The organism is Xenorhabdus ishibashii, from assembly GCF_002632755.1.
Lineage (GTDB): Bacteria > Pseudomonadota > Gammaproteobacteria > Enterobacterales > Enterobacteriaceae > Xenorhabdus > Xenorhabdus ishibashii.
In genome coordinates, this window is record NZ_NJAK01000002.1 from 111,973 (window position 1) to 135,874 (window position 23,902).

At 41.2% G+C, this 23,902-nt stretch carries 17 protein-coding genes; 1 reads left to right on the top strand and 16 read right to left on the bottom strand.

What is annotated here, in order from left to right:
• Positions 1–9: 9 nt before the first annotated feature.
• The 16 genes from tssF to Xish_RS16245 all read right to left on the bottom strand — a co-directional run bounded on the left by tssF (position 10) and on the right by Xish_RS16245 (position 21,723).
• Complete coding sequence (gene tssF, locus Xish_RS16170) at positions 10–1,884, bottom strand: type VI secretion system baseplate subunit TssF (RefSeq protein WP_099118857.1); 1,875 nt, start codon at positions 1,882–1,884, stop codon at positions 10–12.
• A 75-nt stretch (positions 1,885–1,959) separates the two neighbouring features.
• The gene (locus Xish_RS16175; RefSeq protein WP_099119124.1) at positions 1,960–2,514 is read right to left on the bottom strand and encodes a type VI secretion system baseplate subunit TssE; all 555 of its coding nucleotides are present in this window, start codon (positions 2,512–2,514) and stop codon (positions 1,960–1,962) included.
• 17 nt (positions 2,515–2,531) lie between these two features.
• Entirely contained in the window at positions 2,532–4,079 is a 1,548-nt protein-coding gene (gene tagH / locus Xish_RS16180; RefSeq protein ID WP_099118858.1) for a type VI secretion system-associated FHA domain protein TagH, read from the bottom strand.
• A 131-nt stretch (positions 4,080–4,210) separates the two neighbouring features.
• Entirely contained in the window at positions 4,211–4,699 is a 489-nt protein-coding gene (locus Xish_RS16185) for an Hcp family type VI secretion system effector (protein ID WP_099118859.1), read from the bottom strand.
• A gap of 168 nt (positions 4,700–4,867) precedes the next feature.
• The gene (gene tssC / locus Xish_RS16190) at positions 4,868–6,370 is read right to left on the bottom strand and encodes a type VI secretion system contractile sheath large subunit (RefSeq protein ID WP_099118860.1); all 1,503 of its coding nucleotides are present in this window, start codon (positions 6,368–6,370) and stop codon (positions 4,868–4,870) included.
• Between the two features lie 3 nt (positions 6,371–6,373).
• Positions 6,374–6,904, bottom strand: coding sequence for a type VI secretion system contractile sheath small subunit (gene tssB, locus Xish_RS16195; protein ID WP_099118861.1), 531 nt, complete (start codon positions 6,902–6,904; stop codon positions 6,374–6,376).
• A gap of 94 nt (positions 6,905–6,998) precedes the next feature.
• The gene (tssA, locus tag Xish_RS16200) at positions 6,999–8,081 is read right to left on the bottom strand and encodes a type VI secretion system protein TssA (RefSeq protein WP_099118862.1); all 1,083 of its coding nucleotides are present in this window, start codon (positions 8,079–8,081) and stop codon (positions 6,999–7,001) included.
• A 49-nt stretch (positions 8,082–8,130) separates the two neighbouring features.
• Complete coding sequence (tssM, locus tag Xish_RS16205; protein WP_099118863.1) at positions 8,131–11,796, bottom strand: type VI secretion system membrane subunit TssM; 3,666 nt, start codon at positions 11,794–11,796, stop codon at positions 8,131–8,133.
• Between the two features lie 12 nt (positions 11,797–11,808).
• Positions 11,809–13,041, bottom strand: coding sequence for a DotU family type VI secretion system protein (locus Xish_RS16210; protein ID WP_099118864.1), 1,233 nt, complete (start codon positions 13,039–13,041; stop codon positions 11,809–11,811).
• 8 nt (positions 13,042–13,049) lie between these two features.
• Positions 13,050–14,396, bottom strand: coding sequence for a type VI secretion system baseplate subunit TssK (gene tssK, locus Xish_RS16215; RefSeq protein WP_099118865.1), 1,347 nt, complete (start codon positions 14,394–14,396; stop codon positions 13,050–13,052).
• A gap of 1 nt (position 14,397) precedes the next feature.
• Complete coding sequence (gene tssJ, locus Xish_RS16220; RefSeq protein WP_341865773.1) at positions 14,398–14,976, bottom strand: type VI secretion system lipoprotein TssJ; 579 nt, start codon at positions 14,974–14,976, stop codon at positions 14,398–14,400.
• 33 nt (positions 14,977–15,009) lie between these two features.
• Positions 15,010–15,402, bottom strand: a complete 393-nt coding sequence (locus tag Xish_RS16225) for a DUF4150 domain-containing protein (protein WP_099118867.1) — start codon at positions 15,400–15,402, stop codon at positions 15,010–15,012.
• A gap of 10 nt (positions 15,403–15,412) precedes the next feature.
• A complete protein-coding gene (locus tag Xish_RS16230) occupies positions 15,413–16,033 on the bottom strand; it encodes a DUF3540 domain-containing protein (RefSeq protein ID WP_099118868.1) in 621 nt (206 codons plus the stop codon).
• On the bottom strand, positions 16,030–17,115 hold the full coding sequence (locus Xish_RS16235; RefSeq protein WP_099118869.1) for a pentapeptide repeat-containing protein: 1,086 nt from the start codon (positions 17,113–17,115) through the stop codon (positions 16,030–16,032). Before Xish_RS16235 ends, Xish_RS16230 begins: the two co-directional genes overlap by 4 nt.
• Positions 17,112–19,697, bottom strand: coding sequence for a DUF2169 family type VI secretion system accessory protein (locus Xish_RS16240; RefSeq protein WP_099118870.1), 2,586 nt, complete (start codon positions 19,695–19,697; stop codon positions 17,112–17,114). Before Xish_RS16240 ends, Xish_RS16235 begins: the two co-directional genes overlap by 4 nt.
• 52 nt (positions 19,698–19,749) lie before the next feature.
• The gene (locus Xish_RS16245) at positions 19,750–21,723 is read right to left on the bottom strand and encodes a type VI secretion system Vgr family protein (RefSeq protein ID WP_099118871.1); all 1,974 of its coding nucleotides are present in this window, start codon (positions 21,721–21,723) and stop codon (positions 19,750–19,752) included.
• A 585-nt stretch (positions 21,724–22,308) separates the two neighbouring features.
• Here Xish_RS16245 and murJ point away from each other — a divergent pair.
• Positions 22,309–23,844 (top strand): murein biosynthesis integral membrane protein MurJ, encoded by a 1,536-nt coding sequence (murJ, locus tag Xish_RS16250; protein WP_099118872.1) that lies wholly within the window; start codon positions 22,309–22,311, stop codon positions 23,842–23,844.
• The last annotated feature ends 58 nt before the right edge of the window (positions 23,845–23,902 follow it).

Genomic DNA, 23,902 nt, shown 5'->3' on the forward strand with positions numbered 1-23,902 from the left:
TCTTGTCTGTTATAGCAAATTCTTGCTGCCCATACGGGCAGGCCAAAATCCGATATTGCCGCGTTGCTGGCTATATAGCGTCATTTCAGTAAAGGAGTTCATGGTGACCAGTCGTGAGAAGAGCTTTTCCAGCACACTACCCAATAGCCAGGGGCTGGTTCCTGCAAATTCTTGTTCATTCACTTCAATTCTAATGCTAACACCACGGGCAAAGACGATCGGGCCAGGCTCAGGAACCCGCCGATAAATCGTTTTTAATGAACAGTGACGGATACCATTAATCTGGCGGACGACGGATGGCTCTGCAAGGTTGGCATATAAGCTTAGCAATTGCCTTAATGCCTGAGTACCTTGCTCGTCATCTTTATCCATGAAGTTCAGATAATTAAGTTGAAGCTGGCTAATCAGTTTCCAAGAGGTTGAGCCTTGAGCTAAGGCAGGGCGTGGAATGGTAGGTCTTTTGAGAAATACAATTTGGTTGATTGGAACCGAATCTAACATGACAAAACTGTTGAGATCCTGTTGGCGCAACATCGCTGATAAGTCGCGGTTGGTGCACATGACATCAGCGGTCAGGAATTTTAGCTCATTGAGCCACGGAGAGTTCTGTTCATCAACAATAGAGACAAAGGATTCTGTTCCAATATAACTGGTTCGGGTGCCATAGTGACGGGTATGTTCAGATAAAATACGGGGTTCACGGCGCACAGAAAAATAAGAGCCGTAATTATCCTTGTCGTCACTGAGAGTAGACCAAAATGGCCTGAATACTTGTGTTTCTTTACGTTTGATGTTTGCGCCGTGCAGGCGTTGTACCGAGAAAATTTCGTAATCCAGAGGACGAATGTTATCGACAACTAAATGGTATTCACTGGTACTTTCTTCCATCGAAACTCGTTCCGTGATTTTAGGGAATAAATTAATTACCGGTGTACTGTTCAATGCCAGATAAGAAACACCCACCAAACGTTCCAGTTCGGAGTCGGTTTGATCCAAAAGCAGTATCAACTCAAACTCACTCTTTTCTTTTGTCTGTTTTAGTAGAGATTCCATGTTACCGATACTGAAGAATTGAAAGCGTGCCGGAAAAGCAAAATATTCCTGGAGCTGCCGATAGCCACTGAAATTACGCGAATCATTGGGAAGTAATGATTGTTCATCATCAAATCCTTCATGATGCGGGGATATATCGGGCAAGACCTGATATTGGGGAGCATCACCAAGCGTCTGGCATACAATGCCAACAGAATGTTCCATAATCAGTTCTAACAACCGTTGGGATTGAATATCTGGCCCTGAAAGAAAGAATACCAGTTTCTTGAGATCCAGTTCATTGAGGAAAAATTTTCCTTGACAGCTAAGATGAATACGCAGTGCACTGACGGCGCCATATTGATGAAGGTTCAGTGCTACGAGCGGAAGGTTAGCGGGGATCCTGCCAAGTTCAACGTTTTTTAGATGCAGAGGCTGTAAGGTAACATCTTGTGTGGTGGTGTAGTGGAAATTGATCCCATCCTTTTTCAATGTTTGGCAATGCATGATTGTGCCTCGTGGCACTAAAAACCCGTGGCTAATATCTCCCTTGCTGGTATCTGGTTTGAGCTCGACGATTGCCATTGAAGGTGTAGGAGATAAATAGTTAGGGTACAGTGTCTCCAGTAATTGCTCGGAAAAGTGGGGGAATTCTGCATCCATTTTCAATTGAATGCGGGAGGTCAGAAAAGCAAAACCTTCCATCAGACGTTCAACATAGGGATCAACAATGTCGATGCCATGCATACCTAAACGATTGGCAACCTTAGGGTAGAGTTTGGCAAATTCTTTACCCATTTCCCGTAAATACACTAATTCACGGTTATAATACTCAAGTAGTTTATTATCCATATCTCTTCACTCATGACGACGGCTAAGTGGTTGGGTCTGCATTTATTACATGCTTCTATATCTTCTCTCTCGAATTTATCCAGCCTCTTTTATAGTGAAATAACCGTTTTCAAGATCGATATCACTACGGAACATGAATTCCAATGGCCAGGGAACACACCACAACAATCCCTTTATTTCCATGGATAAAGTGTTGTACAGAGGTAATGTATGAGGATCGGATATACAACTGACTTCCAGCCCATCGGGAATGATACGTGGCTCGAATATATGAATTGCTGTAATGATCTTGTTCTGGATACTCTCCCATCCTATTTCAGATATACATTCACCTGCTAAGGAGGATAAACCAAAGTTATATACAGAATGGCGAATTGCTGGAAATGGGGTGAGATTTTCTAGGAATTCATTGTTGATGTTATTGAGTAACCATTGCAAATCCCTTAGGATATTCTGTCTTAAGGCCGTGTGTGACAACATGTAATTGTTGATTGTTTCTTGTTTTTTATCAGGTTCATGATCGGTGAGTCTGTCGAATAAAGAAGGCAGTATTCTATCTTTGGCAGTAATACGCGTAGTGTTATTCCGATTATGATAACCACCATGCAATAAAGTTATATTTTCGTTCATGATCCACTCATTCGCCATTATAGTTGGGAATTTTTATATCGGTTAACCTCTGCTTCATAGGCTTGCTGGAATTTTTCATCAAACAGGAAAGAATCTTGTTTAAGCTCTTTCTCTATTTCTTGGTAGTGTTTGAGAAGGTACTCCCACATTGAGGCTTTGTTTCTAGCCGATGACAAAGAAAAACGCGGCGAGTAACTGTCTTTTTGTGCTTTTTGTTCAAGAGTAGCGGGATGAAATAAATGTAATATATTTGTCGCAATAGCTCGTATTCCCGCAATCATGCCTAATTGGTGTGCCTGCAACTCGATCAAAATGTCACGGGTTGCCAGTTCAAGTGGCATAAACCCTTGTACATGATGACAAAGCATCAGCACCAAAACAGACTGACCAGAAGGTAAAAGGTTAAATGGGTTGTTGGCGTCAGACTGAGGTTGAGGTATGGCGGCGTTTTTTTCGTGCTTCAGTTGGTTACGTAAGGTGTTGAGAGTAAGGACACCCTGAGTTAACTGACTGATGAATGATCCTAATTGATACATCTTTTGTTCATCAAATTGCAGCCTGCTGATCTCTTTTAGCCCCATACCATCTAATAACGCCGCCATTAATTTGTCTTCTAATTTGATAATGTTATTGTTTTGATACTGGTGTGCATCTTGGTCATTGGTATTTTGATTAGCGCGTGTGTCCTGGTTATTGTGTATGTCTTGATGTTGGCAATAATCGTGGAAGGTTTCCTTTCCTGTTTCTTCTCTATTAGCCGATTCCTTTAACGGTACGGCGTTACCCAATATTTGATTCAACAGATCATCATCTTTGATTGGTTGTGCAGCCTTACTGTGTTTGTCGGAAAACAGTGCCAGTGGGTCAACCTCCTGCTTATCATTATCTTTATCATCTTCATCATGTGGCAATAACGTGGTTGGTGTATGGTCATCCAATATGTCTTCTTGTTGAAAAATGGTATCTGAATTGAACATGGCAATCGGATCTGTTGTCCGCAATTGCAGGGCATCAAAATCGGTTGTTGGCTCAATTTCTGCCAATGGATCAAGTGGATTGCGTTCTTTATCGTATTGGCTTGTTACCAGAGGGTTATTGTCATTTATTTCCGGTTTAGCTTGGGGTGGATCAGAAGAAGATGGGGTAGCAGAATTGGTTGAAATACACTCAAGATCGTGCCAGATTTCACTGGAAACTAGCAAGTGCTCAGGATTGATCCCGTGGGGGGGCGCCTGTTGTGATAGGTGCATATTGATATCAATAACTTGGATCTGATAATTACCAATATTCAGCATATCACCATCACGAATTTCAACTCGGCGATTGGGAGCCAAGGGTATCTTGTTCAGTAAAACTTCAGAGGAGGAGCCTTGATTATTTATCCGGCATTCTCCATCAGCAGAAATAGACACAACGGCCTGTAATCTGGCAATTGCTTGTCCATCATCGGGTAAATACCAGTCATTTTCCGTACTACGCCCGATTGTTCCTCCAGGGGAAGAAAAATCGTAACTCAGTTGTGGTGGTTGGCTTGAACCAGAGTTATTAACAATGGTGAATCTCATAAGTATGGAGACCTATTGTTATAGATGACAATGAATTAGGAGATAATCACGTTTTGAGATAATGAAATTGAAAAGGCAGCCTTCCTGTGAGTATCCACAGGAAGGTCATTAATATGTGTGATTTGTGTATGTTAGCCGTCTTTATTGGTGTGAGAATCCCATTCATAGCTGACTTCAGGACCTTTAGCGCCTGTGCCATATTCCTGAGAAAAATAGCTTTCTTTATGTTTTTTGAAGGCCAAGAGGATAGAAGAATGGAACATACCTCCCCCGTATGTCAGGGCGGATCTAGCGACTAAAGAATTTGTCAAAACCAATGTATACCAAGGCTCTTGTTTACCCCCCTGCCTACGTACTTTAAGTTGCACTTCTTTGATATGTGTCCCTTTAACGAGGTATTGGCGCAAAGTTATGTTAGATTTGTCAAACAAAATATCCAAAGATAAACCAGAAACTGCCACGATACCTGCACCTAACCCAGTAGCTTGAGCATGGGGATTAACATTGTTCATTATTTCAAGTGAAAACGACATGACAGCCGTCCACCCTTTAAACTCAGAATCGCCTGATTCTCCTTTAACATCAGTAAAGTTAATGTATGCATCACCTGGTATAGACATAATCTTCTCCTTAATATAGAGAATTGAATGAAACTAATAAGTACATCCAATAAATACATATTGGTTGCTATGCATAAAGATATATACGTATTGAAATTCAAAGATGGATAAATAAGTTTTGGATAGAGAGAAGTTTTATAAGTAAAAAATATTCTTTAATTTTTAATATTAGATTCCTTTTAGTGAGGGGAGTTTTGAAATTAAGCGTAAGGAAACGGTTAAGCCTTCCAGTTGATAGTGGGGGCGCAGGAAAAATTTAGCCTGATAATATCCTGGGTTGCCTTCCAGTTCTTCCACCAGAACTTCTGCTGCTGCCAGCGGTTTTCTCGCTTTAGTTCCTTGTGATGAATTAACGGGATCGCCATCAACATAATTTATAATCCAATCATTAAGCCAACGTTCCATATCTGAGCGCTCCTGAAAAGTCCCAATCTTATCGCGCACGATACATTTCAGATAATGGGCGAAACGACAGCAGGCAAATAAGTAGGGCAAACGGGCAGCAAGGTTGGCATTGGCAGTCGCATCAGGATCATAGTATTCTGCTGGCTTTTGCAGGGACTGGGCACCAATAAAGGCGGCAACATCCGTGTTCTTGCGATGTAATAACGGAATGAAGCCATTTTTTGCCAATTCTGCTTCACGGCGATCGCTAATGGCGATTTCCGTTGGGCACTTCATATCCACCCCTCCATCATCAGAAGGGAAGGTATAGCAAGGCAGGTTTTCTACGATACCACCGGACTCTACACCACGGATGGAAGTACACCAGCCATACAGTTTAAAAGAACGACTAATATTAACCGCCATAGCATAAGCGGCATTTGCCCAAGTGTAGTTATTGTGCGTTGAACCTTCTGTATTTTCCTCAAAATTGAAATTATCAACGGGATTAGTGAGGAAGCCATAAGGGAGACGGGAGAGGAAACGCGGTAGTACCAGCCCGATATAACGCACGTCTTCTGATTCACGTAAGCTGCGCCAAGGTGCATATTCAGTGTTTTGGAAAATTTTGGAGAGATCCCGTGGGTTAGCTAATTCCTGCCAGGATTCCATTTGCATAACACTTGGTGATGTGCCCGAAATAAATGGGCAATGTGCTGCTGCACTGATTTGTGCCATCTGGCGCAGAAGTTCAACATCTGGTGCGGTATGATCGAAATAATAATCCCCCACTAGACAGCCAAACGGCTCGCCACCAAATTGACCGTATTCCGCTTCATAGATCTTTTTGAAAATGGGGCTTTGATCCCAACTAACCCCTTTGAAACGTTTTAGTATTTTGCCTAACTCCTTCTTGGAAATGCACATTACACGGATTTTCAGCATTTCATCGGTTTCTGTGTTGCTTACCATATAATGCAAACCGCGCCAAGCGCCTTCCAAGGTCTGGAATTCTTCATGGTGCAGAATATGGTTCACCTGTTGTGATATCTTGGTATCAATTTCAGCAATCAATGATTGGATAGTACGGTAGGTATCGCCAGAAATAGTAACCGTGTTTTCCAACGCTTGTTGTGCCAGTGTTTTCACCGCATTTTCAACGGCACTACGGGTATTATCACTTTGCGGACGAAATTCCTTATTCAGCAATGTACTTAGCTCATCAGGGGTATATTCTTTTGCTACTTCTGATTGCTGAATCTGGGTTTCTTGTTCAACTTGACTCATCAATTACTCCTTCTCTTCATTACCTTCTGCTGAAGCGTTATCGGTAAGATTTGGTGCTTCAGCTAAGGATTTGAGCAAAGCGGGGTTTTGTAATATCTCGGCAATCAATTTTTCTGCGCCATTTTTGCCGTCCATATAAGAAAGCAGGTTTGCCAGTTGGGTGCGTGCTTCCAGCAATTGCGCCAATGGTTCGACTTTTTTGGCTATGGCATCAGGTTGAAAATCAGCCATAGTTTCAAATGTTAAATCGACATTCAGCTTACCATCACCGGTCAGGGTATTTTCAACTTGAAAGGCGGCTCGCGGTTTGATTGAACCCATGCGTTCATCAAAGTTGTCAATGTCAATTTCTAAAAATTTGCGGTCATTGACGTCTGGCAAGGCTTCTACAGGTTTTCCTGCTAAATCAGCCATAACTCCCATAACAAATGGTAATTGAACCGTCTTCTCTGAACCGTAAAGTTCGACATCATATTCAATCTGTACGCGAGGAGGGCGATTCCGTGCGATAAATTTTTGTCCACTGGATTTCATAATACATTCTCCGTTATTGTCTGGATAACTAAGTTGATACCCTGTTATCTTTAAGCCGCAGTTTGGTAAGTGACGTACATGTATTCCGATTCATTTAATCCATCCCATCAAGGTTATTGGGGCGACCAAAAACGCTCTCAAGCTGATTTAATCCTTCAGGGACAAGATCGTAGATAATATTAATAAAATCACTGTCAATCAGTCGTAAGATGCGGTCAATCATCATAGGCGCAGGATGGCTTGGCTCATGTTGAAGAAAATAAATTTTGGCTTTTTCTAATAAAATGCGTGCATCATTACGGTCACTGATTTCTATTTCTTGCCAGTGGTAAAATGTTTGTTTTTCAAGGGATTCAGGGATTGTGGTTGGTGAAGTTATTTGCTCCGTTGCGCTGTTTTGTTGCATAAGTTCGGATCCAAATGTTTTTGTGTCGCCAGAATGTCCCGAAATATCTGCTCCTGGTTTATACATGGGAAAAAATCCAATGATGGTATCCAACTGTTTTAAAAACTGCGGCAATTCGGGTATGTCATTGTCGGATAAATGATGGCGAATAATTTCAACCAAGGCAGTAAGTTGTTCATGAATGGTGATGATTGCCAAGATCTCAGGGCTATTAGGTTGCTGGTGCAACTCGTTAATTAATCTAGTGCGTCCGCCAGTATAACCTTTGATTTCGGTTACCGTACCATTAAGTAATAAACAAATTTCCTGTAATGACAATTGCGCTGAAACACTCCTGAGGAGAATCGAGTTTTGAGCTTTTATCGTACATGGTGAACCATCTTCAATGATGGCTAGCGTGTTTAGGCGGAATAAGGGATCATATTCATCATTAAGCTCCAATTTTGGCCACACATCTTCCCAATAACGTTCCAGGGTTTGGCGTAGTAAACTCAGGCCATCGGCATACCCACATATTCCCCGAATATTTAACCATGCTTGCATAAGGGCTATGATGACACGCAGATCTTTGGAACGGGACAGTAGATGAATGGCTTTTTTTTCCACCTCTATCCAGTTGGGCGGCTCAGCGGGAATGAGTACTTCACCAAACTGTTGTTCCGGTTTTTCGATTAGGCTTTGCTCCAATGACAGAAATTCAACATCGTATTCGAGATCTTCCCCGCAAGGAAACTCCACACTGATTGGGGTGAGTAAGGCATCAATATTCATGGTATTTTCAGCTTATATTCAGTTCACAAGTTTATCGTAAGGATATCGATCATACTGCTTGAAACAGTTTTGGATTTGGGCACGAGAAAGCAGGGAGATTAAACGGACTAAAAATACTGTTTGGGGTAAATTCCAGCAAGACAGTATGACCACTGATATTAAACCTTACCCATAAGCTCATATCACCGACATTAGTTGGGTTCTCTGCTTTACCACGCCAGATCCGTTTTGCATTATCCAGTAATCGATTTAGTGCCCAAAAACCTGATGTTGATAAGTTTGCGGTTGTACCATTAGTGAGATTCAATTGAATACGAACCTGATTGGTATTGGCAGGGCCAGGCCAGCTAATGAGTTGTGAAAGCTGCGGGCCGTGACTGTATTCTAATCTCTGTCCATCTATATCCAACACCATACTCAATATATCGTTATCCATGTTGATAGGACGAACCATGACGCGAAATGATGGCGTTGGGATTCCGTTGGTAAATAACGTATTGCGGATAATCTGAGCCTGTTGGAAAGGCCTGAGCAGCTTTTCCCCCTTTGGTAAGGGCTTGCCATTCACACTGGGTATAAATTGCCATCTTGGGAGGGAGGTATCTACCTTACCCACTAAATTTTTCTGGAAAAAACTGTCCATTAAGCCGGTTTCTGGGGCAAACATTCGTGCCATGTCATCGGGCTTGATGTCCTGCTTTGCGTTAGGGTTCAACGGATAGCGATTGGCAATCGCTTGGTTGCAAAAATCGCCTATTTCTGTACTGAGATGCTTACCGACATTTTTCATGTCACTAAGCTGGGTATCGCTACTGGCTCCAACTGCGAGTGAAGAAACTATACCCCTGAACGGTATAGGCAGGAGGGCTGATGTTGCTTGTAGCCGCGTGATAATCTGATCAGGAGGTAAGGGCATTCCCGCATTGGTTGCATTTTGTACTGAGGTTAAATACAGGTATAATTCGTTAATTTCTTTTAAGGTCTTATCAAAGGGAATACTTTGGGTGTTTTTATTCGGTCTTTTTGCTAACGCAATAATTTGTGAAAAATACTCTTCTAATCCCTGTTCTGGTGTAGGTTGATTATTAGCTGGCATTATTTGTTTGGGCACTAATCTCGTTAACTTATCTGATTGGTTTTTCACAACAGGGATTTTCGCAATATTGTTGAGTTGTTTGATATTATTGCTATTTTCATTCAGTATGACGTTTTTACTGATATTAATTAAAAGGTTACGCATAGGTGAATCAAAAGAAGACAACAGGCGTGAAGTGTTGATCCGCTGTTCCAGACTATCGATATTGATCAAATTAATATCCGCCAGAAATTCGCTCCACTGATATATGTAGTCGTTAATATAAAATTGCTTAACGGAGAATTCTATTTCCTTATTGGTCTGCTTTTTTGCATAGCTACCGAGCACCCAATTGTCCTGTGAATATAAGGTTGTTAGAAAAGTATTGAGGTTTTTTTCAAAACCTTGTTGATAACCGGCAGGGGTAAACATCCCCGATATACCATCTGTAATGGGTGTGCCACTAATGTGTGAGAAAGCCAATTCAGCTTGAGGACCTGCAAGTGATTCCAAATTTACGGGAGCTAAATTGGGATCATTGATTAATTTTCCCTTCATATAATTATAAGCACGTTGTGCTGGTGGGATGTTGCCAATTAATTGCTGTTTTTTTTCGATCAGAGCATCGTCACGAATGAAAGGAGATGTGACAATCTGGTTATCTAACAATTGGCCGATGTGTTCCTCGATTTGTTGTAAATGCTGTTGAGTTGTGTCTGCTTTTAATTGGGTTTTCAAATATTGCATGACCCAGTTATGCAGAAACTTACCATCATAATGCTTAGGCTGGTATAACATTTGATAAGCCTTTAGCGTATTGTAGGTTTTCTCTATGTTATCGTTGTTGTTATCATGCATTTGGTCAGTAATGATTGTTGCTATCTGGGGCAACAATAATGTTTGTAGCGCTTTTCTATATAGAAAGCGGCTGGCATCACTGATTTGTTCACCACAATATAATCCCATTCGATAGGATAAAGGGGGATCATTTAAGGAAAAACGTTGGCTTTTATCTAAATGAGTCAGACTGTTTAAAATAGGAAGAAAAGCATAAATATCATTGGCATTTTTCTTTAAGTCAACACTTTGTTTTGCAATGGCGGGAAATTTGGCTTGCACTTCCATCAGGTAATGTTTGTTATTGTTGTAGCTGGTCAAAAGTAAATTAGCCACTAATGCCAGTATTGCCAGTGAAACAACATATCCCAATCCCCCCAGAACGCGTTTGCGGTATATCCACCAGCGGTTATAACCGGCAATTCCTGCTTCATTGAAGATATTTTCCAGTAAATTTTTTATAAAGTAAGCCTGGTTGGTCGGGACAGGATGAATAATTCCTTTATTATTCTCCCATGACATGGCATCACTATTGTTATTTGTTGGTAACTGAAAATTGCGGTTAAATTTCTCCATGACATTGTCAAGAGAAAACCCTGTTTGTGTTCCACTGGTAAAATATAGCCCTCGTGGATAGTAAGGTATTTCAAATCCCGACTTTGCGAATACGATTTCAAGATATTGTGCGATCAGCGGTCGCAGGGATGCAAACTCTTGCGGGAACAAATAACTTTCAGCACATTGTTGTGGGCTGTGTCTGTGTAAGAGAACAGAAGGTAATTCAGCATCTAACCGTAATTCTAATTGGCTATATTGTTGATTAAAAATTCCATTCAAATCAAAATCAAGGACTTTATTCCATTTTCCCCGTGAAGCATTATTCCATGGAAAATTAAATCCCCAAATTTGCTCACGGGATTTTTTGTCAAAATGGGAGAAATAAGCACTAAACCCTTTTAATAAGTCAGTCTTAGTGATCATGATATAAATAGGGAATTGTATCTTAAGTTGTTCATGTAATTCTGACAGGCGCTTGCGCAGCATATAAGCCTGTTGATCTCGTTTTTCAGTGGATGAATTGAGTAAATCTTCCACACTAATAGCGATAATAATTCCATTAAGTGGCTGGCGTATCCGGTATTTTTTCAACAATCGGATGAAACTTTTCCATTCCTTAGTCTCCTGTTGGCTATCCTGTGTGACATAGTGACCTGTAGTATCCAGTAGAACGGCTTTATTGGTGAACCACCAGCTACAGCTATTTATGTCTTGCATACTGTACAGTGCGGATTTACCCAAATAATCTGACAGAGGAAAATGTAGGCCAGAGTTTGCCAGGGTTGTAGTTTTGCCTGAGTTGGGAGCACCGATCACCAGATACCAGGGTAATTGATATATATATTGTCGGCTGAAAAAATTTATCCAGCCTGGTTTATTTTTATTATACCAACCAGAAAAATAGGCTTTTTTCAATAATCTTGCAGCATCAGAGAAACGCTCTGCCAATGTAATATATTGCTTATTCTGCTTATTTTCTTCATTTTCATCTTTAGTGATATCCAATTTCTTGGCCAGCTTTTGGTTAAGCCATGATTGGTATAACCGCGGCATTACTTTGATTAATAACCAAAGCAAATAAAAAGAAATAATGGTAATGATTCGTATTGTATTCGTTTCAAAAGGGAACTGGTTATCAACAGAAATAATGGGGCCAATGTACCAGATAAAAAAAGAAATAGCCGTTACTCCAAGAAAACTCCATGTTAACCGGCTGGTGATGATAGAAAAAAGTGCATTCAGCATGTCTTAATTTCCTTACATCGTTTGGCTTACAGGAGAAACTAACAGTGTGATTTCGACTCGTCTGTTTTTGGCTCGATTACTGGCAGTATTATTTGGCACTAAAGGATTTTTAGCACCTTTTCCCTCTGCTTTGACTCTTTCGGGCTGGTTCAGGTAACGTTGTAGTTCTTTTTGCACAGACTTGGCTCTCGCTAGTGATAAAGAGTAATTGGATGAAAAACGGGAAAAACGGGTATTAATGGGAATGTTATCGGTATACCCGACAATCAGGATTTCTCCATTAAAATGGTTTAATACTTCAGCAAGCCTCCTGATGACATCCAAATAACGGCTTTTGATCTGAATGGAGCTGGTATTGAATAAACCATCTCCTTTTAGCGTGATCACGCTTCTATCTGGCATATCAGTGACGTCTAATAATCCCGCTGCTATTTCATCCTCTAGCCGGCTTTGCAGATTTTGAGGAGGAGGAGAGGGGAGGGGGGCAGACGGAAATCCCTTATTGCTGACCGTTACATTGGGCAAATTAGTCTGGTAGATTTTTGCCAAAATGGGATTAACCCTATCATTCAACTGCCAGTTCAGGTTTATATACAAGATACATACCAGAAAACTTAATACCGCTATAGAGATCCATACTGGTAAGGAAATGGAGTGGGATTTATTCGGTAAGGTAATGGCTTGTGTTTTTTTTGATAATTCAATGGAGTAATTACCTCTAATTGAACTTATTAACTGGAATAAGCGTTGTTTCACGGTTTCCAATTGGGAGCGACCGTTATCGATGACACGATAACGTCCCTCAAATCCAAGCAGGAGACAGAAATTAATAAGTTCTAATAGGAATAAATTATCCCTGGGATTTTGTGACAACTTGGCTAATAACTGGAAAAATTTTTCACCCCCCCAGGTTTCATTATGAAAAGTGACGAGCAGGCCACTGCCAGACCAAACACTGCGCAGCCCCCAAGGTGTGAGTGCTGCGGCCTCATCCAATGCAGTGCACAGACAGTAGCGTGCACCAATGATCACGTTATAGGGCAGATTGATTTGTTGACATTCCACTTCAAAACGCCGGATTTCATTGATCAGTTGCTGGCGTAAATGGGTTGGATCAGGGTGAACAATTGAATGGCGGATCTGGGGAATAGTATTTAACAACGGATTTGCAACAGAAACCAACGGGTTATGGTTGATTTCATCAGAAAGCATCTTATGTTCAGTTTTCTGCTTTTCTTGCGTCATTGGCTTCGTTACCTCGATTTTGCCTGATTACGGACAGCCCAAAATTCTATGCGCAAGCCAGGGAATCCACCGGCCAGATGTAAGGCAAAACCGCTGGATTTCTCCATCTGTTTCCATAAGTCACCCTCTTTTTCTAATTCAAAATAGACATAACCCGAATGCCAGGGAATTTGTCTGGGCACAGATGGCATGGTTCGTAATAAGATGCCGGGTAATTGCAATTGAACCAATTCACGTATACGGCCAACGGGGGCAATTTTCATTTGGGCAGGGAATTTATTCATGAGGATATCATTTGTAACATCAGCATGGATGGCCAGAATAAAGCTGAACGTATGTATCATATTGGCGTCGGGTAACGTTGCGATATTCAAGCCATGAGAGTATTCCGTTAATGGCAACTGAATGGCCTGTTCTTCAAGAATAATTGACAATCCTTGGCGTAGTTGGAACATAAGTTGGTTGAAGCACTGCGTTAAATTGTCATGATCATAGAGAGGTAAATTTTTTTCCGGTACACGGCGTTGGGAGAATGTCGCCAATTCAGTGGCAAATTGTAACCATTCGTTGAATAACCGTTCTGGATGCAGTAGCGACAGGCTCTGCATATGGTGCATCTGGCCGCTATAGCGATTCAAAAGTGACAGCAAGAGAAAATCCATAATCTCAGAATCATTGTATCGTCCCAACTGTAACAGGCGATGGCTAATTTGTTGGCGGCGCTGTTCTAATAAGTCTTGTATTTGATTGATAAAACTTTTGATTTGTAGATTCGCATGACAGTTGAGCAGGGGCGGAATAAATTGCGAGTCAAGATAGAGTTTCTTGTCATTCGTTTTGTTCATGACATATACAAGACCCAATGCGATCCACTCAGGAGTTAAATCAGATTCCAACATCAGGCGCAAACGCATTTTGCCAAATTGTATCGTAGCATTGCCAACAGACATGGCATTAAAGTCGTTGACTTCAGCTTCAAAGCTAACAAAGCGAGCCAGGGAATCACTTTTTTCACTGAAAATGACCTCCTCTTTCCCTCGCTGACGAGTTGGTAAAGCCAGAACAACACGGCTATCAGACGGGTTTTCACCAAGCTGTAAGGGCGTGGGGGCATTGGCGGCATCAAAACTAAAGGGGGTTCCGTCAGGAAAAATACCACTGGCTGAGGAAAGACTGACTTTACCCTGCGTGAGTAGTTCTTGATCTAATTCGAGAGTTAAGAACCCCCAATAATAAGGATTTTGTGCTGTTCCCCAATCACGAATATAGGCTTCCAAGTATTTTTCAGCTTGCTGGAAGTGATGGGGGCGTAAAAACATGCCTTCTGCCCAGATAACTTTTTCTGATTTCATTATCTTATTTATCTCCTGTCACACAACCCAAGTTGCATTCATTGATGAGACTTAAGCCATTGTTAGTGACCTTTATGCAGAGCCGTAGTTCGTCAGAAGGAGTGCGCCAAAATTCGTAAAAAGAGGGTTTTTCAGGGACAGGAACGGGAAATAAAATGCGCCATTTCTTACCGTTCAATGTTTTATATTCAGCGATAAGTCCGATGTAGTTAGCTTCCGGTTGGTTTTTTTCCAACAAGCAATGCGTAGATTGAGAAGGGAGTATAAACAATAGGTCTTTATTAACCAATTTATCGCCTAACGTATTCTGAGCTTTGTTTTGCAAGGAAAAAAAATCGGCAGACATAAACTCTTCATTTGATTTTAGTAAAAAAATATTTATCTTCACGGGTGCGTAATCATTTACATTAGATTCTGTATTGAAGATAAATTTATAGGGCGGCAAATTTGTTTTTGATGAACAACCCGTTATGGCTATCAATACTGTGGTTATCGATACTGTGGATAGGAAGCCATTTTTTGCCGCTTTTTTACTGAATGAAAGAAACATTGTCATAATGTTTGTCAAAGCATATTTAGGCATAATGAACGATTAATAAATCAAAAAGACAAAAAGCTAAGCGGCTGTGATAAGAACTTTTGTTTGGCTGGGTACAATTCGTGAGCCCATAGCATTAGTCGAATTTTGCATAGTAGAACTGGAAACACGGGTTGCCGGAGAACCTTTGATCAAGACGGAATTGGCTCCCATGACATGGCGGGCATTACCCATTACGGTGCCGGAAGCGACACCACCATTAACGCCGGAATTATCTCCTGTTGTCATGGGTATGGTTGTTGCCAAATTATGGGCTGGACAACCCATAAATAAGATATTGGTGGCATTGCTTATACCGGTAGTGCCTTGAGCCATATTAGGATAAGGCACAGGTACAGGTGTAACCGCGGGTGTCAAACAGACATCAGGAGCGGCTATATCCATTCCACCACTTTGAGTGTTAGCAAACATAGTCTTATCCTCATCCGATATGAATTTGTTCAGCATCGATTTTTGTCATGGCTTTTGCAGAAACAATAGTCTGCTGGGCATGTAATCGGGCATAATTTTCCGCTTGCATATCTAATTGACCTGCACGAACCTGCTCTGTTTGTGTGGTATGGCGAAATAGACGATGACTCAGTTGTGTGACTGTTTTCCACAGAGACTCGAACTGATTACCAACCAGACGGGTTATCGAGATCCATGCAGACAGGGACTCCCCGCTATATTGCATTTCCCTGATATGGCAATTTCCATTATTGGCTGTGATAGCGAATCCGTTGCTGTGCATGCTCAGGTTTCCTTGTGAGGTGATGGTGAGATCACCTGGAACACTAATTTCAGCAATGTGCTGTTGTTTTGCCCGTTCCAATATGGCTAATATCCAGAGTTGATTGTTGATTTTCGTAATTAATACCGTATCCCCCATGCTGGGTGTCAATAAACAACTGGCCGCTTGCCGGCAATGCCAGCCACGATTGTTATGGCTTTCCGCCATAAAACTGCCATCTGGGAGAACGTTAACAATCTGGCCGGTAATCTGCTGTAATGGCTCAGTATTAAGGGTGAATGAGGAAAGTGCATAAGCGGGCTTCGTCATTTTGATTCTCCTGATGAAATCTTGTTATGTTGTATATTCCACTCTTCAGCGGCAAATAGTTCAGGATCATTTTCCAGAATACCTTGGCGGTCAGAAAATAATGTTCCAATTTGTTGAGCACGATGAAAAAGTGTTCTCATAAATTGAGCAGCACGAAAATCACTATTGTTGACGTTTGCATAGGAAAAATCCGTGTAAGGCATATTACAACCGGTGAATCGTGCATTCATTGCCTGTACTTTGTGCATAACTGCCAATGCCAGATTACTGTGCCGAAAATCGGCAGATTCAAGGGATGCACCAATAAAAAGGGCTTGTTCAAACAGGCTGTTTTTGCAACTGGCTCGGGTTAAATCTGCTTCGGTAAATAATGCCTGGGTTGCATTGACATTTGATAGTAAGGCGTCTTTTAAAATGGCTCCTTTGAAATTGCAATTAGTCAGTATGGCATGATTAAAATTGACGGATTCAAGTTGGCTGTTCATAAACTGACACATTTTAAGGGTTTGTTTATGGAAATTTTGCTTACGCAGATCGCATTCAAAAAAAACGGTTTTATTAAATTCACTGGCAGAAAAATCGCTTGTTCGTAAATTCTGCTGAAAAAAAGTGACCAAAAAGAAATGAGCGTGGCTAAATCTTGTTTGATCCATTGATGACGTAAGAAATGTGGTTCGTTCAAAGTCACTGTGGCTGAAGTCAGCATATTGCAATGAACAAGATGCGAATTGGGTATTCTTCTGTTTTGTCGCTGTAAATTGGGTTTTTTCCAAAACAGATTGATGGAATACATTGTCTGTCAGTGTGCTTTTATTAAAGACTGCAAGCCTCAGATTGCACTGTTCAAACGTGTTCTGCTCAAGTATCGCCGAGTCGAAAATGGCTTCTTGTGCCTGACACTCGATAAAACAGGTTTCTTTTATTAAAGTACGAGAAAAATCAGCGCCTGAAAAATCAACTTCTTTAAAGATTCCCCCGGATAAGTCACGTCCGGTCAGGGAAATATTCTGCAAACTGATTTTTTCAATGATCTCACCTTGCTTAATTTTGTCTGCTAATTCATCGGCTGTCAGTGAACTCATATCACATCCTTATCTCGTTTGGGCAAGGTCTTGGTACGCTTGATATAAGCATTTGTGATTGAGGTTGAATCGCTGACAATTGATTGGGATATATCAGTACGAAATAGATTAGCTTCCTGTAAGTCTGCATTATTAAAGTTACATTTCTGCATAAATGCGCTCATCAGGTTGGCATTATTCAGTAAGGCACTCCGGAAATCTGTCCTAATAAACAGGCTGTTTTCTGCATTAAGGTACTGCATATCAACCGACTGGCAGTTGGATTCACTGAGATCGGTGTTATTCAAGGTTGTGGCATAGAATTTCGCCTTGACCAAAGGCATTTGGCGCAAGTTACATTCTGTCAATGTTGCATGGCTGAAATCGGCTTGATTAAGCTCACTGTTCATAGCAAATGCGCAGGTCAGCAACTTGGCTGAATGAAACCGGATACCGTTTGCTTCAGTTTCCACCCATGAACAGCTTTCCAGTTCTGCATAATCAAAAGTTGCTTGTTTTAGCTTGCACTTAATAAATGAAACTTTATTCAGGTTTGCGTGGCTGAGCTTAAGAGCAGGAAGTTCAAGTTCCATAAATATACAGTTTTTCCACTGTGAATATTGGAATTGGCAACGCGTAATAAATATTTTTCGCAGGAGTAGTTCTGTAAATATGGCATGGTCAAAGTGACAATGGTCAAATCGAGTTTCTTGCAGTTGGGTTTCAGTGAAACTTGCTGAAGAAAAATCACTTTGTTCACATTTAGCCAGCGACAAGCTGGCATGATCTAATTTGGCTCCACGTAATGAAGCGTTACAAATTTCAGTCCTCGCCAGCATGGCTTCGTTGAAATTTGCTTCGTCTAGCTGGCAATGGTTTAAACATGCGCTTTCCAATAAGGTGCGAGTGAAATTAGCTCCCCGTAGATCCATGCCAGACAAATCTGCGCCAGTAAAATCCATGCCAGTGAAATTTCCCCCTTGTAGCATGATTTTTTGTACTCTTTTGCGAATGATCTGTGACAGGCTGCCTGTTAAGCGCAGGGCAGGGCTTTGTGTCTGTACTGAAGATAAATACATCGAGTGTACTGTTTGCTCGATTTGTGCCAGCTCTTTATCATTGAAGCCTATTTGGTGCTTTTGCAACATATCCCGTATCTGATGCAGGTTTTCTGGCCCTTTGGGTTCTGACTTTACCGTTGTTTTTTCAATATCAATGCCTTGTTCTTTGGCTAAAGCAATTGCGTTTTCTTTCTGTAATTCAGCTTCTGCCTTTTTTTCGGTGGCATATTGTTCGATTTTTTCCATGAACTCCGGTAATTCATCCAGTTTTGGAAAAGGAGGAGGTTGTTCTGTATCAACTGGCAATATTGTATTGATATCGTAGCCATACTCAGACAAGCGTTCTTGTTGCTGTTCACGCAGGCGTTTTTCACGATTTTGCAAATTTTGTTGCAATGGTGAGCTATTTTCTGGTTGTTCTGTATCCAGCCACGGGCTAATCATCTCTTCGGCGATAAGATCTTTTTCCCGAAAAGTGTATAGAACGCCTTTTTCTTTATCCAATCGTTGTTCAAGGACATGCAGGTAATGTTCCTGCGGGCGAGGGTTATCGCTTAATTCCAGTGCCGATATCATTTGCAAGACATCCTTGGCATCATCTTCATTAATTTGTGCGCTGCCATGCCAAACCAGGATCATTTGTTCCAGGTGGGGAAAAAACCATACAGTTGTATTGCGCATGACGACTTCTTCAAAAATTTCCTCATCAAGACGCAACCGTTTGATAAAGCAACGTGCGTTCCATGCGGGTAAAATACCTTCCTGAACAGGTTGTTCCGGATGCATATTCCAAATGCGCCACGCTGCTTTCTCTGGCAGAGTAGTATTTTTGTCCCACCATTGATCTTCGGAGGCAGCATTAAATATCCGCCAGTCAATGTCATTGGCAAAACCGGGAAATTCATTTTCCAGCCAGGCCTTGTCGTATTTTTTCCCAATACGGGTAAAACGGCGTGGCCATATAAAATCTAAAGGGCAAAAACTGGCCGGAATGGGCGCTCCCTGCTGTGACGTCAATTGCTGTTGTGACATTAAGCGATGATGCAGGGCTTCAATATTAGGCAGACGATGAATTTTTAATCCGTTATCCAATTCTTCTGGGATGAAACCGATTCCGTGAGGGTTTTCGTCACAACCTTTCCCCCCAAACGCTCGACTCCAATCTAATCGCATTTGCGCAAAAGGTTGAGGTTTTGAAGGAGAATCATCTATCCAATAGCGATCACCGAAAGCCACTAATGTCTTATCCAACTGCCCAATCTGAATACGCGCAGCACAGGTGGTTTTATCAGCTTGATGGTGGGTATAGACATATCCTGTGGCTAAAAATTCAGCACAAGGTTTCGGTATAGCGAGATCAATAATGCCATTACAGGTTTGCAACTCATTTTCTGCCAGTTGCCAAAGCTCTATTTCCGGGCGTAAGCGTGGAGTTGCTCCCATATCTGCTAGTGCCATAATGGAAATTCCGAGGTGGTTTCTTTGTAACCAACGATAAGGTCGATAAAGTACACTCAGGCGCAACGGTTTGATGATTTTCATAACAACCCTGGAGGTATTGGTTATTCATGGGGATAGTTATTAAAGATGGTCATTAGTTGAGAATATGTAAGCTGCTATTTGAAATATTGGTGTTTGAATTCTCAGTTTTGGTATCGCTTTTTATCGTAATGAAGCTGGGGCTTGAGATTGTCGTCATTCCTGTAATATTCTGCTCCCAATTTCCATCAATTTTTGCGTTTAAATTCCCCTTAAGGGTATAAGTATCGCCACCATTAATCTCGGTTTTTCGTCCATTTTTGATGGTTTCTTGCTGACCGTCGTTGATCTTTAATGTATCTTTGCCTTGAATGGTTGTTTCATGGTTTGCCTTATAGGTGAAGTCAGCATCTCCAGTCACAGCGTCTTTTTGCTGTTTTTTTATTTCAGTCGTACGGTTGCCATTAATAGTGACTTTTTTATCTTTTTCCACCGAAATATTCATGTCCCGTTCTGCATGCAGATCAAATAATTCCTTATCCGGTTCATCATCTAAAAAGAGATAATTTGCCTGATCATGCTTACCTTCTTTGGTATTCGACATAATACCGACGCGGGTTTCATATTTAGGTAGCTCCCACGGAGGCATATTCTCATTGTTATAAGTGCTGCCAATCACTAAAGGTTTATCAGGATCACCATTGACGAAACTGATAACCACTTCTTCGCCCACCCGAGGGACGCATATACTGCCATAACGCCAACCAGCCCAATGGCTCGCAACACGCATCCAGCAAGAGCGGGTATCATCTTTTTTGCAATCCTTATCCCAACGGAATTTCACTTTTATACGGCCGTATTTATCAGTCCATATTTGTTTATCTTTGGGACCGGTAACGACAGCAGTTTCAAGACCCGTCACTTTTGGCCACGGCGTCACTGCCAGCGGTTTCCAATGAGTACTGGCAGGAATTGCCTCAAATTGAATCGTGTTTTTGTTTTTGTCTGAATCTGAACTAAAAAGATCGCCAGTGAGCGTATTAAAAACTTTGTCAATAACGGTATCAAAAGCATTGTCAGAAGAACTGGCTATGTAAGGTTTTTCATAGAGAAAGTAGTGTGTGCCTATAATTAAATAGTCACCATGATCATCGCCTTTGATGTCATTGGGTAGTGATAGTGTGAAAGTATGTCCTGGAGCTATCCCCAGCACATTTCCTTTGCTATTAATCAGCTCACTTTTTGCTTCGGTAGCTTGCTGGCGAACTCGGGCATAAAATTGCCCTTGTTTATTTTCTACATAGCGCCCAGGCCAAATGAATATTTCTGTGTTATCAATGGAGCTGATTGGGGTCTGGGTAGCTGTATATAGTTCAGCCCGTGGTTTACGGAAGTCGTAGTCATCAAGGCTGTAAGTATTTGGTACAGTGATACTGGAGACATTCCAATTATAGAGGTATTCTTTGATGTGTGCTCTCGGTGAATCACCCTTGTTGATATAGTAAATATTTTTATATCCGGGCATTGGCTCATGTGATTGAGGTGCGTCAACCAGGATCATGGTATGGTTTTCCATTTCATGTTTGAAATAATAGTAAATTCCTTCATGTTCCATCAGGCGATGGATAAAATCGAAATCAGCTTCATTATGCTTGACGCAATATTCCCATGTGCGATATTTCTCAACAAGCTGATTTTCAAACAGAATGTTAGCCTTGTTTAGTACTTCGGTGATAATATCGGGTGCAGTCTTATCTTGCCATATGCTATAACCAATATTTTGCTTTAATTCCCACAACTTAGGTCTGACAGTGACCGTATATAAATAAAGTCTGTCATTATGTTTATAGAATGGGGAATAGGATATTTTGTCTATATAACCACTTAAGTATCTTGTTTGTGCTGATTTATTTTTTATTTCTACAGTGAGTGTCGTTTTATGTAGCGATATTGGATTTGATAACCTCTTTTCACTCAATAATTCAATCTCAAACTGGTAGGCCTCAGATAATCTCTCTATTCCTCTAAGGGATTTGAAATATAAGGTATTATCGGGTAATGAGACATGTGCGATAAACTGTCTTTCCATAAGAATATCCTTGCTTTTGCTCAAAGCTACCGCATACTCCTTGCAGGAGTAAGGAATATACGAAATTGGAATATGGGATATAGTTTCTCTGATATAAGTTAAACATAATGTTCAGTATTCGCAATCTATAGATTGTATCTTGTTTATGGAATAAATACTCTTATTTTTTTTGTTTAATTTTATTACTATAATTACTTATATTCATGTGTTTATATATAAATAAATTTTAAATATACAGTTTGTTTTTATATGTAATTTCTTAAATGTTTAAACTGAGACTCATTTTTGAGATTTTTGAAATAAATAATCTATATTCAATATATTAAAGTAGTTATTTTGCTTTTAACATCCTTTCGGAAAAATGTTTTTGAAGCTGGCTACTATAATTTGGTCATGTTTTCAACCCGTTGATGGCGATGTAGCCATCTGGTTGCAGGTTGCATATAGATTGAGGTTGTTTACTGTACTCCCAGGTTTGGAATGAATAGAAATTATTAATATTCAACAATATTAGCTTGATTTATTTTGCCTAATAGATTTACATCTTTTATGCTCATTTCATAAAAATCAATCTTAGAAAATACCATGAATTTACTGAAATCACTGGCAGCGGTCAGCTCAATGACGATGTTCTCTCGCGTTCTGGGCTTTATTCGTGATGCTATCATTGCTCGTATATTTGGTGCGGGGGTGGCGAGTGATGCCTTTTTCGTTGCCTTCAAACTCCCTAACTTGCTGCGCCGTATTTTTGCTGAGGGCGCTTTTTCACAAGCGTTTGTTCCTATACTTGCTGAGTATAAAAATCAGCAGGGGGATGAAGCGACCCGCACCTTTATTGCTTATATATCAGGGATGTTGACGCTGATTTTGGCGATAGTCACAGTGATAGGGGTAATGGCCGCACCCTGGATAATCTATGTTACGGCTCCGGGTTTTACAGATACACCGGATAAATTCACTTTAACCCGTGATCTACTCAAAATTACCTTCCCTTACATTTTCTTGATATCTCTGGCTTCGTTAGCGGGAGCGGTTCTCAATACGTGGAATCGCTTTTCTGTGCCCGCTTTTGCACCCACATTGCTTAATATCAGCATGATTATTTTTTCGCTGTTTGTGGCACCTTACTGTAACCCGCCTGTAATGGCATTAGGTTGGGCAGTGATCGCTGGTGGTATTTTGCAATTGGCTTATCAGCTTCCTCATCTGAAAAAAATAGGCATGCTGGTATTGCCACGCATTTCCTTTCGTGACAGCGGGGTATGGCGTGTTATTCGGCAAATGGGACCCGCTATTTTAGGGGTTTCAGTCAGCCAGATTTCACTGATTATCAACACTATTTTTGCTTCATTTCTTGTGTCTGGATCGGTTTCTTGGATGTATTACGCCGATCGTTTAATGGAATTACCTTCGGGAGTGCTGGGAGTAGCGTTAGGCACGATCCTGCTGCCTTCACTGGCAAAAAGTTTTTCCACTGGGGATCACCTGGAATATAGAAGGTTAATGGATTGGGGATTGCGCCTTTGCTTTTTGCTGGCTTTACCTTGCGCGGTGGCGTTGGGCATTCTGGCAAAACCCCTGACAGTGTCACTTTTTCAATACGGCAATTTTTCTGCCTTTGATGCAGAGATGACGCAACGGGCGTTAATCGCTTACTGTTTTGGTTTAATGGGATTGATTGTCGTTAAAGTTCTCGCTCCGGGTTTTTACGCTCGTCAGGATATTAAAACGCCGGTTAAGATTGCGATTGCGACTTTGATTTTGACTCAGTTAATGAATCTTGCCTTTATTGGCCCATTGAAACATGCGGGATTGGCGCTTTCTATCGGTCTGGCTGCTTGTTTCAATGCCAGCATGCTTTATTGGCAATTGCGTAAGCGTGAGATTTTTAAGCCATTGGCCGGATGGGGCGTTTTCCTGCTGAAACTGGCAATAGCGCTTGCGGTCATGGTTGGGGTATTACTGACAATATTGTGGCTTATGCCGGATTGGGAGCAGGGCAATATGGCATGGCGCTTGCTACGGTTAATGGGCGTTGTGATTGCGGGGGCGGGTAGCTATTTTGCTGCACTGGCTTTAATGGGATTCAGATTAAAAGATTTTTCCCAACGGGGATTGTAGCCATGATGAGACTGGCATGATTTGATCATGCCAGTTTGGGGAACATGTATTCAAAGCG

What these genes read in the sequence shown, in the direction of transcription:
- Xish_RS16225 (WP_099118867.1), bottom strand. Translation starts at nt 15,402, where the DNA reads ATGTTTGCTAACACTCAAAGTGGTGGAATGGATATAGCCGCTCCTGAT.
- Xish_RS16210 (WP_099118864.1), bottom strand. Translation starts at nt 13,041, where the DNA reads ATGACGCAAGAAAAGCAGAAAACTGAACATAAGATGCTTTCTGATGAA.
- tagH (WP_099118858.1), bottom strand. Translation starts at nt 4,079, where the DNA reads ATGAGATTCACCATTGTTAATAACTCTGGTTCAAGCCAACCACCACAA.
- tssF (WP_099118857.1), bottom strand. Translation starts at nt 1,884, where the DNA reads ATGGATAATAAACTACTTGAGTATTATAACCGTGAATTAGTGTATTTA.
- Xish_RS16245 (WP_099118871.1), bottom strand. Translation starts at nt 21,723, where the DNA reads ATGGAAAGACAGTTTATCGCACATGTCTCATTACCCGATAATACCTTA.
- tssJ (WP_341865773.1), bottom strand. Translation starts at nt 14,976, where the DNA reads ATGCCTAAATATGCTTTGACAAACATTATGACAATGTTTCTTTCATTC.
- Xish_RS16230 (WP_099118868.1), bottom strand. Translation starts at nt 16,033, where the DNA reads ATGACGAAGCCCGCTTATGCACTTTCCTCATTCACCCTTAATACTGAG.
- Xish_RS16175 (WP_099119124.1), bottom strand. Translation starts at nt 2,514, where the DNA reads ATGAACGAAAATATAACTTTATTGCATGGTGGTTATCATAATCGGAAT.
- Xish_RS16240 (WP_099118870.1), bottom strand. Translation starts at nt 19,697, where the DNA reads ATGAAAATCATCAAACCGTTGCGCCTGAGTGTACTTTATCGACCTTAT.
- Xish_RS16185 (WP_099118859.1), bottom strand. Translation starts at nt 4,699, where the DNA reads ATGTCTATACCAGGTGATGCATACATTAACTTTACTGATGTTAAAGGA.
- tssM (WP_099118863.1), bottom strand. Translation starts at nt 11,796, where the DNA reads ATGCTGAATGCACTTTTTTCTATCATCACCAGCCGGTTAACATGGAGT.
- tssA (WP_099118862.1), bottom strand. Translation starts at nt 8,081, where the DNA reads ATGAATATTGATGCCTTACTCACCCCAATCAGTGTGGAGTTTCCTTGC.
- murJ (WP_099118872.1), top strand. Translation starts at nt 22,309, where the DNA reads ATGAATTTACTGAAATCACTGGCAGCGGTCAGCTCAATGACGATGTTC.
- tssC (WP_099118860.1), bottom strand. Translation starts at nt 6,370, where the DNA reads ATGAGTCAAGTTGAACAAGAAACCCAGATTCAGCAATCAGAAGTAGCA.
- tssB (WP_099118861.1), bottom strand. Translation starts at nt 6,904, where the DNA reads ATGAAATCCAGTGGACAAAAATTTATCGCACGGAATCGCCCTCCTCGC.
- Xish_RS16235 (WP_099118869.1), bottom strand. Translation starts at nt 17,115, where the DNA reads ATGAGTTCACTGACAGCCGATGAATTAGCAGACAAAATTAAGCAAGGT.